Genomic DNA, 13,308 nt, shown 5'->3' on the forward strand with positions numbered 1-13,308 from the left:
ATGAAGTCCGCCACTTCGGAAGAAGCCGCCGTGCCCTCCTCGGGGGAGGAGGGCACGGCCCCGCCGCGCGCGGTGGAGGTGTCCGCGGACGACGAACGCCGCCGGGCCCGGCGCAGCCGCCGCTACCGGCTGGATGTGAGGTGGAGCCCGTACGCCTTTGTCATGCCGTTCTTCGTCTTCTTCCTGGCGTTCGGGCTCTTCCCGCTGCTCTACACCGGCTGGGCCTCGCTGCACCGGGTGGAGCTGACGGCGCCCACCGACATGGAGTGGGTGGGGCTGCGGAACTTCTCGCGGCTGCTCGAGGACGAGTTCTTCTGGAACGCGCTGAAGAACACCGTGACGATCGGGCTGATCTCCACGGTGCCGCAGCTGCTCATCGCACTCGGCATCGCGCATCTGCTGAACTACCGGCTGCGCGGCTCGATGTTCTTCCGGGTGGCCGCGCTGACTCCGTACGCCACCTCGGTCGCCGCGGCCACGCTCGTCTTCGTGCTCCTCTTCGGGCGCGACTACGGGATGATCAACTGGGCGCTGGGGCTGGTCGGTTTCGACCATGTCGACTGGCAGAACGGCGAATGGACCTCCCAGCTGGCCGTCTCCACCATCGTGATCTGGCGGTGGACGGGGTACAACGCCCTGATCTATCTGGCCGCGATGCAGGCCATCCCGAACGATCTCTACGAGTCGGCCGCGCTGGACGGGGCCTCGCGCTGGCAGCAGTTCAGGCATGTCACCATCCCCTCACTGCGGCCGACGATCCTGTTCACCTGTGTGGTCTCGACGATCGGCGCCACGCAACTGTTCGGTGAGCCCCTGCTGTTCAACGGCAGCGCGGGCGCGACGGGCGGTGCCGACCATCAGTTCCAGACGCTCGGGCTCTATCTGTACGAGCAGGGCTGGGTGAATCTCCACCTCGGCCGGGCCTCGGCGATCGCCTGGGCGATGTTCCTGATCCTGCTGGTGATCGGCGCGGTGAACTGGCTGCTCGCCCGCCGGCTGAGCAAGAGCGCGTAGGGGGACGAAATGTTGAGCGCCAAACGTGCCGGACGCCAGCTGCACGGCGGCCGGATCACCCATGCCGTACTGATCGTGTTCACCATCGGCTCGCTCTTTCCGCTGGTGTGGACGGCGATCGCGGCCTCCCGCAGCAGCTCCCGGCTCGCCCAGACTCCCCCGCCCTTCTGGTTCGGCGGCAATCTCTTCAAGAATCTGGAGATCGCCTGGACCGACGCCAATATGGGCACCGCCCTGCTCAACACGACGGTCGTCGCCGGATCGATCGCGGCCGGGACCGTGCTCTTCTCGACGCTCGCCGGCTTCGCCTTCGCCAAACTCCGCTTCCGCTTCAAGAACCTCCTTCTGGTGCTGGTGATCGGCACGATGATGGTGCCGCCGCAGCTCAGCGTCGTACCGCTGTACATGCTGATCGCCGAGCTGTCCTGGACCGATCAGCTGCAGTCCGTCATCCTGCCCACCCTGGTCAGCGCCTTCGGCGTGTTCTTCATGCGGCAGTACCTGATCGAGGCGCTGCCCACCGAGCTGATCGAGGCGGCCCGGGTGGACGGCGCGAACAGCTGGCGCGTGGTGTGGCACATCGTCTTCCCAGCGGCGCGGCCCGCGATGGCGGTGCTGGGCATGCTGACTTTTGTGATGGCCTGGAACGACTTCTTCTGGCCGATCATCGCGCTGACCCAGAACGGCAGCCCGACCGTGCAGGTGGCGCTGACCGGGCTCGGCCGCGGCTATATCCCCGACCAGTCGGTGATCATGGCCGGCGCACTGCTGGGCACGCTGCCGCTGCTGATCGCCTTCGTCGTCTTCGGCAAGCACATCGTCGGCGGCATCATGCAGGGCGCGGTCAAGGGCTGACGACGCGCCGCCGGCTCAAGGACCGACACCTGGACTGACACCTCCTCACAGTCCCTTATCCACACACACGTTGGGAGCTCACCCATGTCCGTGACGTTTCCGCCCGCCTTCCTGTGGGGCACCGCCACCGCCGCGTACCAGATCGAGGGCGCGGTCCGGGAGGGCGGCCGCACCCCGTCGATCTGGGACACCTTCAGTCATACGCCGGGCAAGGTGGAGGGCGGTGACACCGGGGACACGGCCGTCGACCACTACCACCGCCGCGCCGACGACGTCGCGCTGATGGCGGGGATCGGGGTCAACGCCTACCGCTTCTCGGTCTCCTGGCCGCGGGTGCAGCCCACCGGCCGCGGCCCCGCCGTCCAGCGCGGCCTCGACTTCTACCGCGGCCTCGTCGACGATCTGCTCGACCACGGCATCCGGCCCTCGCTCACCCTCTACCACTGGGACCTGCCCCAGGAGCTGGAGTCGGCGGGCGGCTGGCCGGAGCGGGACACCGCGCACCGCTTCGCCGACTACGCCCGGATCGTCGCCGACGCGCTCGGCGACCGCGTGGATATGTGGACGACCCTCAACGAGCCCTGGTGCAGCGCCTTTCTCGGATACGGCTCCGGGGTGCATGCCCCCGGCCGCACCGACCCGGCCGCCGCGCTGCGCGCCGCCCACCATCTCAACCTCGGCCACGGCCTGGCCGCCCAGGCACTGCGGTCCGTACTCCCCGCCCGCGCGAAGCTCTCCGTCAGCCTCAACCCGAGTGTGGTCAGGGCGAGGAGCCAGAGCCCGGCGGACCTGGACGCCCGGCGCCGTATCGACGCGCTCGCGAACCGGATCTTCGCGGACCCGATGCTGAAGGGCACGTATCCGGAAGATCTCTTCGCGGACACCGCGCGCCTGACCGACTGGTCGTTCGTCCACGGCGACGATCTGGCTGTCATCAAGCACCCCCTGGACTCGCTCGGACTGAACTACTACGCACCTGCAGTTGTATCGGACGCCACTGACAATCGCCCCGAGCGCAGCGACGGCCACGGTGCCGGCGAGCACTCCCCCTGGCCGGGCGCGGACGGGGTCTCCTTCCACCAGCCGCCGGGCGACCGCACCGAGATGGGCTGGTCGATCGACCCGACCGGGCTGTACGACCTGCTGCTGCACTACACGCGCGAGGCGCCGGGGCTGCCGCTGATGATCACCGAGAACGGCGCCGCGTACGTCGACAAGCCGGCCGCCGACGGCACGGTCCACGACCCCGACCGCATCCGCTATCTGCACGGCCATCTCTCGGCGGTCCACCGGGCGATGGCCGACGGCGCGGACGTACGCGGCTACTTCCTCTGGTCCCTGATGGACAACTTCGAGTGGTCCTACGGCTACAGCAAGCGCTTCGGGGCGGTGTACGTGGACTACGAGACGCAGGTTCGTACGCCGAAGTCGAGCGCGCACTGGTACGGGGAGCTGGCCCGGACCGGGGTGCTGCCGGAGCTGCCGGGCCTACCTGACCTGCCGGACCTGCCGGAGGCCTGAGGGCACATACGGCGGGCGCTTGATGTCCGCGTCCTTCGTGCCCGCGACAGCGTCGTCGTAGAGGGCCTGCGCATCCTTGGCGTACAGCGGCGAGTAGGTGATCCAGTCGACGTTCTGGTCGTTGCCGCCGCCGTTGTAGCCGCCGGTGTTGCCGATGACCTTGCCGGTGCGGGTGACGGGGTCGTAGTCCTTGATCCAGGGGCCGCCGGAGACCCCGCCGTAGAAGCCGCCGCAGGTCATCCGCATCTGCCGGAAGCCGGGCAGACGGTAGGTGGCGACGTCGCAACGGAGCGCGTGGTGCCTCTTGTTGACGGCTTCGCTGCTGGGATAGCCGACCACGGTGGCCTTGTGGCGGTAGCCGGACGCCTGGGTGAAGGTGAGTGAACCGGTGACGTCCTCGACCCTGCCCTTGCTGTTGGGAGCGAGGCGGGCGAAGGCGAAGTCCAGGTCGGAGACGGGTTTCTTGGTGTTCCGCTCGTACCTCGGGTCGACGAAGACCCTGTTCACCGCGTAGACGCCGCCCGGCTGACGGGCGGAGGAGAGTCCGTGGCGGTACTGCGGTACGAAGATGCGGTGCGTGGCGCGCCTGAGGCCCATGGCGCAGTGCCCGGCGGTGAGGACCAGATCCTTGCCGCCGCTGTGGACGACGCTGCCCGTGCAGGATGTCACCGTGCCGCCGAGCGGCCTGCCGTCGTAGAAGAACGTGCCCACCATGGGCAGGCCCCCGAAGTACGTCCCCTTCCTGATGCCGGGAGGAGCGGCTGCGGCCGCCCGCGGACCGGAACGGCCCGTGGCCCGCCCGGAGTCGACCGGTTCGGCGTCCGCCATGCGCTCGGCCGTCCAGAACGCGTCCGCGTCCGGGGGTGCTGCCGTGGCGGGAGCGGTACTGAGTGCTCCCGACAGGAGAGCGAGCGCAAGGACAGCCAACCAAGGTGAACGCAACACACTGTCTCTCTGGTCGAGGATCAACACCGTGACGACGTGACACTCGCATTCGACGTGACACGCATGTACGAAGGGGCGGCCGTGTGCATGCGGCCGTCGGCGCCCCTCAGCCGTCGCCGAGCACCTTCCACGTACCCCGCGCGGCGTGCCGCAGCAGCACCGGATCATCCCCCACCATGCCCTTCAGTACGGTGTGAGGCCATGAATCACTCAAACGTCGTGGGGGTTTTCCCCACCCCCAAGTGACCGGACAGCGGGATGTCCCCGGCGCGGCATCGAGTCGATCATTTTGATACGGATCGATGGCGTACGGGGAAGGCTTGATCATGCAGCTCAGGAGTGGTTCGGGCACCATGTGCAGGACCGTCGCGGCGACCGCACTGCTGGCCGTCACCGCGAGCGTGGCCCTGCCGCTGGCCCCCGCCGGCGCGCATGCGCCGCGGCCGCCAGGGGTGACCGGCGGGGTGTGGCAGGTGGACGGCTACGGCGAGGTGTTCTCGCTGGACGGGAGCCGGCTGCAGGAGTACCAGGTCACCGGGATCAGCTGTATCAAGGGCGTGTCCGCGGATCGCGCGGGCGGGAGCGGCGGAACGGTCCGGTACGCGAACGACGACGGCTTCGTCTTCACCGTACGGTCCACGGGCCGTCCGGACCGGGCGGCGCTGCGCATCGACGGCTCGCCCGGCGACCGGGGCCTGCGGCGCATCGCCGCACTGCCCGCCGACTGCCTCGAGCCGGCGCCCGGCGGGCCGGTCGCGGCGTTCGACATCTTCTGGCAGACCTTCGAGGAGAACTACCCCTTCTTCGCAGCCAAGGGAATCGACTGGCACGCGGTGCGGGACCGCTACCGCCCCCAGGTCGACGCGCACACGACCGATGCCGAACTCTTCGCGGTCCTCCGGGAGATGGTCGCGCCGCTGCACGACGCGCATGTCGCCGTGATCGCGGGCGAGACCGGTTCCTTCGGCACGGTCAGGCCGGGCACCGAGATGCCGACCGAGGAGATGGACGCGAAGGTCTCGGCGTACATCGAGAAGCGCGACCTGAAGGGCGGCAAGCTCAGGCAGTTCGCGGGCGGACGGATCGGCTACGCCGAACTGCCGGGCGAGCAGGGCTACTTGCGTATCACCGGCTTCGGCGGCTACACGGAGGCCCAGGACTTCGCCGCCAACAGCGCCGTACTGAAGGAGACGCTGGACACGATCTTCACGCAGGCGAGCACCGCCCGGCTGCGGGGGCTGATCATCGATCTGCGGATCAACGGCGGCGGCTCCGACTCGCTGGGGCTTCAGCTCGCCGGGCGCTTCACCGACCGCCCGTACTTCGCGTACGCCAAGCGGGCGCGGAACGACCCCACCGACGCGAGCCGCTTCACCCGCCCGCAGCCGCAGTACGTACAGCCCGCGGCCGCCCCCCGGTACACCGGCCCGATCGCGGTGCTGACCGGCGGCTCGACGATCAGCGCCGGGGAGACCTTCACCCAGGCACTGATGGACCGGCCGGGGCGGACGGTCAGGATCGGACAGAACACGCAGGGCGTCTTCTCGGACGTGATGGAGCGCGAGCTTCCCGGCGGCTGGCAGGCCGTGCTGCCCAACGAGGAGTTCCTGACCCGCTCAGGACAGACCTTCGACGGCCCGGGAATCCCGCCGCAGCTGCGCGAGCCGGTCTTCACCGACGAGGAGTTCGCGAAGAACAGGGACTCGGCCTTCGACCGGGCCGTCGCCGTACTCGGCCGCCGATAGACCCACAGAAAGCCGACGGACCCGCAGAAACACGCGTCCCGGCCGGGTGGGGGGGCAGTCCGGCCGGGACGCGCAGGGGGGTGGCGGCTTACTTGTAGCCAGGCCTACTTGAAGGCGGAGAACGCCTTCGTGAAGGCCAGCGGCTCCTGGAGGATCGAACTGCACGTCGCGTCCGCGGAGTTCTGCGCGCCGCCCGGGCACTGCTTGTCGCGGGTCGACGACCACATCGCCAGCCAGCCGAGGTCCTTCGACTTCGCGAAGTCGACCAGCTGCTTGGCGTCGTCGACCTTGAAGATCTCGGTCACGACGTCGTTGACGCCGATCATCGGAGTGACGGCGACGGCCTTCCACGCGGCGGCGTCCGAGAGCCCGAGCACGCCCTTGATCTGCCCCTGGGTCGCGGTCGCGGCCTGGATCGCGTAGTCGCCCATGTCGCCGCTGTACGCCGGTCCGTAGTCCATCGCCATGATGTTGACGGCGCCGACCTTCACGCCGTTCTTCTTGGCGTCGGCGATCAGATCCACGCCGGGCTGGGTCAGGCCCTCGGGCATGACGGGGAGCGTGAAGGAGACGTCGAGCCCGGGGTGGGACTTCTGGAGCTGCGCGATCGCCTGCGAGCGGCGGGAGTTGGCCGCGGTGTCCGGCAGGGCGGCGCCCTCGATGTCGAAGTCGACCTTGGTGAGCTTGTACGCGTCGATGACCTTGCCGTACGCCTTCGCGAGCTCGTCGGCGGAGGAGCACTTCAGGCCCAGCTCGGAGCCGGCCGCGCCGCCGAAGGAGACCCGGACGTCACCGCCCTTGGCGCGCAGCGCGCCTATCTGGGAGGCGACCTTGTCGCTGTTCAGGTCGGTGACGCCGCCCCAGAGCGGGGCGCAGCTGCCGCCGGAGGTGATGAAGGCGAGCGTGAACTCCTTGACCCCGGTCCTGGTGGCGGTGTCCACCAGGTCGTACGCCGGGTAGAGCGAGGTGTCGACGTACGGCGCGAAGCCGGAGCCCGCGGTGCCGCCGCCGGGGGTCTCGGTGGGCGTCGGGGTCGCGGTCTTGGTGGGCGTGGGGGTGGGGTCGCGGTCGGGGCTTCGTGGGGTGGCGCTCGCCGTGGGGGTGGGCGTGGGCTTCTCGGTGGGGCGGCCGCTGGGCTGCGGGGTCGCGCCGTCGTCGACCGAGCACGTGACCTTGTTGATGAGACAGGAGGTCGGGTCGGCGACCGTCGCCGTACCGCTCGCGGCGGTCACGAATCCGACGGTGACGGACGCGCCGGGGGCGAGCACCTTGTTCCAGCTCGCGGGCTTCACGGTGACGTGCTGCCCCTTGACCGTGTGCTCGCCGTTCCACAGCGAGCCGATCGTGGTCCCGGCGGGCAGATCGAACTCGAGGGTCCAGTCCGACTGGGCCTTGTCGGTGCCGTTGGTGATGACGTACTGGCCGGTGTAGCCGCCGGTCCAGGAGCTGGTCTTGGTGTACGCGGCGCCGACCGAGGCGGCCTGGGCCGTGCCCGTGAGCGCGAACGCCGCGCCGCCGATCACCGCGGCGGCGACGATCACGCCGACCGTCTTGGTCCTGCCGCTCGCCCTGCGCCGGTGCGTGCTGGTGCCCATTGCGTGCCTGCCTCTGCTGCGTTACGGGAGTGGGGGGTGTGGCAGCACGCTAGCGACCTGGAAACGGACAAATGACCGTTTCGGGGCAAGGGTTGATGTTCTTAGGGCGGCCTTAAGGAAGGCATCGGAACGGATTAATGGTCGAGACCATTTCGGCCTCCGGCCGCTTGGCCTGCGGCCGGACGGGCCTGAAATCAAGCCCGTGCGGAGCCTCAGGACAAAGCGATCGGCCGGGCGCACCCGGTCACCTCTGCGCTGAGGCCCGCTTGCGGCGCTTGACCGTGCCCCGGTGTCCGCGGCGGCGCACGCCCCCCGGCCCCTCGCGGGGATCGAGCCCGATCCAGATCCGTACCTCCGTGCCGCCCAGCACCGAGCTGCCGATCCGCACGTCGCCGCCCGTCGACTCCGCGACCCTGCGCACGATGTCCAGGCCGAGACCCGTCGAGCCGTCCCTGCCCCCGCTGTTGCCGCGGGCCATCGCCGCCTCCGGGTCGGTGATACCGGGGCCCGCGTCCGAGACCAGGACGATGACCGCGTCCTCGCCGTTGTGCACGTCGAGGGAGAAGGCCGTGCCCTCCGGGGTGTGCCGGAAGACGTTGCCGAGCAACGCGTCGAGCGCGGCGGCCAGTTCGGGGCGGGCGACCGGGATGCGTACGGGCCGGTCGACACCCGCGACCCGCACCTTGCGGCCCTCGTCCTCCGCGAGCGCCGACCAGAAGTCCATCCGCTCCCGGACGACCTCAGAGGCGTCGCAGCCGGCGCCGGGGAGGGACGCCGCGGTCTGCGGCTTGGCCTCCCGCGCCGTACGGATGATCGTGTCGACCTCACGCTCCAGCTGCGCGACAGCGGCCCTGGTCTGGTCGGCGGCGGGTCCTTCGCCGAGCGAGGCCGCGTTGAGGCGCAGCACGGTCAGCGGCGTACGCAGCCGGTGCGAGAGGTCGGCCGCCAGCTCGCGCTCATTGGCGAGGAGCTGAACCACCTGGTCGGCCATGGAGTTGAAGGCGATCGCGGCGGAGCGCAGTTCGGTCGGTCCCTGCTCCGGGACGCGCGCGCCGAGCTTCCCCTCGCCCAGATCGTGCGCCGCGCCCGCGAGCCGCTGGGCGGGCTGCACCATCCGGATGCCGAGCCGATCCGCGACCGCGACCGAGCCGACTATCAGCGCGATACCGACGCCCGCGAGCACCAGCCAGGCGGTGTCGACGCCGTTGGAGACCTCGCCCTCGGGCACGAAGACCTCGACGACCGCGATCTGGCCGGTGCTGATCGCGGTGGGCTGCAGCAGCGCGGAGCCGCCCGTGACCTCGGTGATGGAGGCGCGGCCGAGCCGCTGCGTGGTCGCCAGGTCCTTCTTCACGGCCCGGCGGGTGCCGATCTCGAGCGGCAGGCTGCCCGCCTCGCCGGAGGCCGGGATGTGCACGGCCATCCGTCCCGCCGAACCGGCCTGGGTGGACAGGACAGCCCGCTCCAGCGGATCGCGGTCTGCGGTGATGGAGAGCGTGGGGCCGATCGCGGCGGCCTGGCGCTCGGCGTTGGAGAAGGCGCGGTCCCTGGCCATCTCCTGGATGACGAGCCCCAGCGGTACAGCGAAGGCCAGCACGACCATCACGGTGACGGCGAGGGAGACCTTGACCAGTGCCCATCTCATGGCCGGCGTCCGTTCGGAGAGGATCCGTTCGGAGAGGATCCGTTCGGCGGCTCCAGCTTCACGCCGACTCCGCGCAGGGTGTGCAGATAGCGGGGCCGGGCCGCCGTCTCGCCGAGCTTGCGCCGGAGCCAGCTCAGATGGACGTCGATGGTCTGGTCGTCGCCGTAACTCTGCTGCCATACCTCGGCGAGCAGCTCCTTGCGCGGTACGACGACGCCGGGCCGCCCGGCCAGGAAGGCCAGCAGGTCGAACTCACGGCGGGTGAGGTCGAGCGCGGCGCCGTCCAGTTCGGCCTGCCGGCGCAGCGGGTCGATGGAGAGCCCGCCGACCTGGATGACGCGCGAGGGCGGGGCTTCGCCGGCGGTGGCGCGCGAGCGGCGCAGTACGGCGGCCATCCGCGCGGACAGGTGCTCCACCGAGAAGGGCTTGATGAGGTAGTCGTCGGCGCCGTCGTTGAGCAGCCGGACGATCTCCGTCTCGTCGTCCCGCGCGGTGGCGATGATCACCGGTACGTCGGTGATGCCGCGCAGCATCTTCAGCGCCTCGGACCCGTCCAGATCGGGCAGGCCGAGGTCGAGGATGACCACGTCGAAACGGAAATGGGCGACCTCGCGCAACGCCTCCAGGGCCGTGCCGACGCTCCGCACGGTGTGGGAGGCCTCGGTCAAGTGCCGGATGAGGGCGGAGCGCACGAACTGGTCGTCCTCGACCACGAGCACACTTGCCATGGGCGGCACCGTACGCCATCCGGAGTAACCGGGTCCCTCTGGAGGAAGAATTCCAGGGCATGGGCGCTGGACCGCGGCGATCCGCCTTCGCCGCGCAGATCAATGTGGAGGGGCGGCCATCTGGATCTCCTTGCCGAGGGTGCTCCCGCCGGTGTCCTGATACTGGGTCACGATCACTTCTACGCCGATCGGGCGTGCCCCGGTCGCCGACTCCTGCGCACCACAACCCCAACACCCGCCACCAGGACCAAGGATGCAACGATCGCTCCCCCGATCACCCAGGGGCGGGAGTGATTCACCGGTTCACCTGCAACCGTGAGCTGTTGGGTCCTGGTGTGCTGCCCGTGATGGCTGACGACGGTCAGCTCGTACCTGCCCGACGAGATGTCGTCCCGCAACGCGCCGTGGCCCGCGTAGACGGTGCTTCCGTCGTCGCCCTTGCGCCCTGGGTCGTCGGGGCTGTCACGTGTGATGGTCAGGGGGCTCTCAAGAGCAGATGACGTGACCGTGAGGGAGTTCTCGTCCGGTGCGGCTCTGAGGTCCGTCATGACAACGACGACCTTGCCGCCGGGGCGGGCGGTCTCCGGTGTGACGTCGAACCGGCCGATTTCCGCACCGGCTTGCGGTGTGATCACGAGCTGAGCTGTGGCGACAGTGCGGCCGTCCCGGTCCGCGGTAAGGGTGTAGGTCCCCGGCGAAATATCACTGCGGATGCGGTGTCCCTGTCCCGATTCCTGCAGCAGGGCGGAGTCTGAGGACCCCTTCTGCAAGGGGGTCAATCGCACCGGCTTGGCCAGAGCCGGTGAGGTCACGGTCACCACGCTCCACCCGGCGGGCATGCCCGTGATGCCGACCCCGACCACCGAGCCGACCTCCGTCGTGGACTGGTCGCCGAAGAACACCAGGCGGGGGCCGACCGGTGTGCTCGAGGCCGCGGGATACGGGGTGCCATCGAAACACTTGGAGCCCTGCACAGCCAGGGCGGGCGCTGCGCCAAGGAGCGGAAGAATCACGGCAACGGCGACGGCTGTGGTGTGGGCTGCTCGGCGGAACACGATTCCCCTTGGTCGAAAGGCCGGCTGTGCGAGCGGACCTGTTCGCCCACCTGAGTTACGAGAGTGTGCGGGAGCGCCTGCGGTTCCCCCGCACGCTGTGGCAGGCCTTGGCCGTTCAGCTGTCCGATGCCCGGGCTGGGGACAGACGTGGGGCGCGTGGTGCAGTATGGGCCGGATGCGAAGAGGACTCGTACATGCCATGGCGTGGTCGCTGTCCACCGGCGCGGCGGTCACGCTGTCCTGGTGGGGCGTCCACACCGTCATGTCCGGGACGGCGTACGACCGTCCGCGCGCGCTGCCGATCAGCGCGGACAGCGCCACCACGCAGGGGTCGAAGCCGCAGGTCGCCTCCACCCGGCGGGCGCAGAGCCCGTCGGCGAAGCCGGGCACACCGGCCGGCAGCAAGCCGTCGGCGACGCCGTCCGCAGGGAGCGGGAAGCCGGACAAGGCCAGGCCCGCCTCACCGACGCCCTCGTCCGGAAATGTGAAGGGCTATACGGTCGACGGCGGCCGGGTCGTCTTCGACATGGGCAAGACGTCGGCGGAGCTGGTCTCGGCGACGCCGGACGCGGGCTGGCAGATGCAGGTGTGGAAGCAACCGCAGTGGATCCGGGTGACGTTCACGCAGGACGGCCACGAGGTCTCGGTGTTCTGCACGTGGAACGGCCACCCGCCGATGGTCCAGTTCGACGAGCGCTAGGACCGCCGGCCGCTTGACCGCTAGCGGAAGACGGCAGGCGGCGGTGCGGGTGAGGGCTTCGCGCTCGCGTCGGTGACCGGCGCCGCGCCGCCCGTGAAGTCGGCCAGCTCCCGCCCGTGTTCGACCCGGCCCGGGTGCGGGTCGCTCGCGACGCGGCGGGTCAGTTCGGCGACGGGCAGCGGGACGTCCGATGCGAGCAGCACCGCGTTGCCGAAGCGGCGGGCGCGCAGCACGGTCGGGTCGGCGGCGAGCGCGAGCTCGGGGAAGACGACGGCCGCCGTGGCGACCTGGGCGCGGAGATGGGCGAGCGGCGGGCCGTCGGCGAGGTTGCCCGCGTAGAAGCCGCCCGGCTTGAGGACCCTGCGCACCTCGGCGAGGAACTCCGTACTGGTCAGATGCGCGGGGGTACGGGCGCCGCCGAACACATCGGCGATCAGCAGGTCCGCCCAGCCGTCCGGGATCTTGCCGAGCCCGTCGCGGGCGTCGCCGGACCGGACTCGTATCCGAGCGGTGGGATCCAACGGGAGGTGCTTGCGCACCAATTGGACCAGTGCGGCGTCCAACTCGACGATCTGCTGGGTGGATCGGGGCCGGGTGGCGGCGACATAGCGGGCGAGAGTGAAGGCGCCGCCGCCGAGATGGACGACCTGGAGGGGGCGGCCGGGCGGGGCGGCGAGATCGGCGATGTGGCCGAGGCGGCGCTGGTACTCGAAGGAGAGATACATGGGGTCGTCGAGGTCGACATGGGACTGCGGGGCGCCGTCGAGCAGCAGCGTCCAGGCGCGAGGGCGCTCGCGGTCGGGTATCAGCTCGGCGCACCCGCCGTCCACCTGCTCGACGACGGGTTCGGGGCTGCCGCCCCCGCCCGTACGGCCGCGCCGCTTGCTCTTTGCCATCAGCCCATTATCGGCACCGTTCGGCGTCGGGTGCCCGCGCAGGGCTCCGCGGCAGCTCAGCAGCGGTTGTCGGCGGCCTCGATGAGGCGGGCCGCCTCGCCGAGCGCCTCCCGCAGGACCGCCGGATCGGTGACCGGGTCGCCGTCGTCCGGCGGCAGCAGCCAGCCGGAGCCGCTGACGGGGGGCTCGGCGGGAATGCGCAGACCTCGTCCCGAGGTCTGCGTACAGGCACTGCCCGGCATGTCCCAGCCGTCGGCGGTGCCGGGCGGCACAAGGAAGCCGAGAGTGTCGCAGGCGCCGTCGTGCAGAACCGGGCCTACGGCGGGGGCGTCGGCCCGGCGCAGGATGTCCACCGCCTCGAGGCCCTGCCGGGCGGGGACGGTCACCAGGTCACAGGGCTCGGCGGCGGCCTGACCGGGTGGGGCGCTGCCGTCCGGGGTGGGCCTGTGCCGAGCAGTCGTCGCGGTCGTTGGTGAGCTGCCGTCGACGCTGGTCTCCATGCCGGTCTCCAACAAGGGGATCCCCTCCTCGCTCGAGTGGAGACACGTAGCGGGCCTCCGAATGGTTCAACGCCCGTCGGCGTCAAGGGCTACGGCGGCACGCCGCCGC

12 protein-coding genes are annotated in these 13,308 nt (G+C 70.3%); 5 read left to right on the forward strand and 7 right to left on the reverse strand.

Translation table 11 applies throughout. The features are described from left to right. The 3 genes from SLUN_RS14365 (at position 1) to SLUN_RS14375 (ending at position 3,390) form a co-directional block, all read left to right on the forward strand. The gene (locus SLUN_RS14365; RefSeq protein WP_108148865.1) at positions 1–1,014 is read left to right on the forward strand and encodes a carbohydrate ABC transporter permease; all 1,014 of its coding nucleotides are present in this window, start codon (positions 1–3) and stop codon (positions 1,012–1,014) included. Positions 1,015–1,023: 9 nt separating this feature from the next. Then, the gene (locus tag SLUN_RS14370; RefSeq protein WP_108148866.1) at positions 1,024–1,869 is read left to right on the forward strand and encodes a carbohydrate ABC transporter permease; all 846 of its coding nucleotides are present in this window, start codon (positions 1,024–1,026) and stop codon (positions 1,867–1,869) included. A gap of 84 nt (positions 1,870–1,953) precedes the next feature. Next, positions 1,954–3,390, forward strand: a complete 1,437-nt coding sequence (locus tag SLUN_RS14375) for a GH1 family beta-glucosidase (RefSeq protein ID WP_108148867.1) — start codon at positions 1,954–1,956, stop codon at positions 3,388–3,390. Here the strand turns inward: SLUN_RS14375 and SLUN_RS14380 are convergent. Beyond that, on the reverse strand, positions 3,358–4,317 hold the full coding sequence (locus SLUN_RS14380; RefSeq protein ID WP_159100252.1) for a trypsin-like serine peptidase: 960 nt from the start codon (positions 4,315–4,317) through the stop codon (positions 3,358–3,360). The two genes, SLUN_RS14375 and SLUN_RS14380, sit on opposite strands and share 33 nt — an antisense overlap. A gap of 344 nt (positions 4,318–4,661) precedes the next feature. Between SLUN_RS14380 and SLUN_RS14385 the strand changes: the two genes are divergently transcribed. Then, positions 4,662–6,080, forward strand: a complete 1,419-nt coding sequence (locus SLUN_RS14385; RefSeq protein WP_257153725.1) for a S41 family peptidase — start codon at positions 4,662–4,664, stop codon at positions 6,078–6,080. 104 nt (positions 6,081–6,184) lie between these two features. Here the strand turns inward: SLUN_RS14385 and SLUN_RS14390 are convergent, their stop codons facing one another. From SLUN_RS14390 to SLUN_RS14405, 4 genes are all read right to left on the reverse strand, one after another. Then, positions 6,185–7,675 carry a cellulose binding domain-containing protein gene (locus SLUN_RS14390; RefSeq protein WP_108148870.1) on the reverse strand — a complete coding sequence of 497 codons (1,491 nt, stop codon included), beginning with the start codon at positions 7,673–7,675 and terminating at the stop codon, positions 6,185–6,187. Positions 7,676–7,919: 244 nt separating this feature from the next. Next, a complete protein-coding gene (locus SLUN_RS14395) occupies positions 7,920–9,320 on the reverse strand; it encodes a sensor histidine kinase (RefSeq protein ID WP_108148871.1) in 1,401 nt (466 codons plus the stop codon). Then, positions 9,317–10,048, reverse strand: a complete 732-nt coding sequence (locus SLUN_RS14400; RefSeq protein WP_108148872.1) for a response regulator transcription factor — start codon at positions 10,046–10,048, stop codon at positions 9,317–9,319. The genes SLUN_RS14395 and SLUN_RS14400 overlap by 4 nt, the downstream gene beginning before the upstream one ends. A gap of 179 nt (positions 10,049–10,227) precedes the next feature. Beyond that, entirely contained in the window at positions 10,228–11,103 is an 876-nt protein-coding gene (locus SLUN_RS14405; RefSeq protein WP_159100253.1) for a hypothetical protein, read from the reverse strand. A 166-nt stretch (positions 11,104–11,269) separates the two neighbouring features. Between SLUN_RS14405 and SLUN_RS14410 the strand changes: the two genes are divergently transcribed. Next, positions 11,270–11,803: a hypothetical protein gene (locus tag SLUN_RS14410; RefSeq protein WP_108148874.1), complete on the forward strand. Its 534-nt coding sequence runs from the start codon at positions 11,270–11,272 to the stop codon at positions 11,801–11,803. A gap of 20 nt (positions 11,804–11,823) precedes the next feature. Here SLUN_RS14410 and SLUN_RS14415 read toward each other — a convergent pair whose 3' ends face one another. Both SLUN_RS14415 and SLUN_RS14420 read right to left on the reverse strand, forming a co-directional pair. Beyond that, positions 11,824–12,699: a spermidine synthase gene (locus tag SLUN_RS14415; protein WP_108148875.1), complete on the reverse strand. Its 876-nt coding sequence runs from the start codon at positions 12,697–12,699 to the stop codon at positions 11,824–11,826. Positions 12,700–12,755: 56 nt separating this feature from the next. Continuing rightward, complete coding sequence (locus SLUN_RS14420) at positions 12,756–13,199, reverse strand: hypothetical protein (RefSeq protein ID WP_175334985.1); 444 nt, start codon at positions 13,197–13,199, stop codon at positions 12,756–12,758. Positions 13,200–13,308: the final 109 nt, after the last annotated feature.

Origin of the sequence: Streptomyces lunaelactis, assembly GCF_003054555.1 — a bacterium.
Taxonomy (GTDB): domain Bacteria; phylum Actinomycetota; class Actinomycetes; order Streptomycetales; family Streptomycetaceae; genus Streptomyces; species Streptomyces lunaelactis.

Bases quoted from the DNA above. Each gene is read 5' to 3' on its own strand.
- SLUN_RS14370 (WP_108148866.1), top strand. From the start codon at position 1,024: ATGTTGAGCGCCAAACGTGCCGGACGCCAGCTGCACGGCGGCCGGATC.
- SLUN_RS14395 (WP_108148871.1), bottom strand. From the start codon at position 9,320: ATGAGATGGGCACTGGTCAAGGTCTCCCTCGCCGTCACCGTGATGGTC.
- SLUN_RS14410 (WP_108148874.1), top strand. From the start codon at position 11,270: ATGGGCCGGATGCGAAGAGGACTCGTACATGCCATGGCGTGGTCGCTG.
- SLUN_RS14375 (WP_108148867.1), top strand. From the start codon at position 1,954: ATGTCCGTGACGTTTCCGCCCGCCTTCCTGTGGGGCACCGCCACCGCC.
- SLUN_RS14415 (WP_108148875.1), bottom strand. From the start codon at position 12,699: ATGGCAAAGAGCAAGCGGCGCGGCCGTACGGGCGGGGGCGGCAGCCCC.
- SLUN_RS14390 (WP_108148870.1), bottom strand. From the start codon at position 7,675: ATGGGCACCAGCACGCACCGGCGCAGGGCGAGCGGCAGGACCAAGACG.
- SLUN_RS14385 (WP_257153725.1), top strand. From the start codon at position 4,662: ATGCAGCTCAGGAGTGGTTCGGGCACCATGTGCAGGACCGTCGCGGCG.
- SLUN_RS14400 (WP_108148872.1), bottom strand. From the start codon at position 10,048: ATGGCAAGTGTGCTCGTGGTCGAGGACGACCAGTTCGTGCGCTCCGCC.
- SLUN_RS14420 (WP_175334985.1), bottom strand. From the start codon at position 13,199: ATGGAGACCAGCGTCGACGGCAGCTCACCAACGACCGCGACGACTGCT.
- SLUN_RS14365 (WP_108148865.1), top strand. From the start codon at position 1: ATGAAGTCCGCCACTTCGGAAGAAGCCGCCGTGCCCTCCTCGGGGGAG.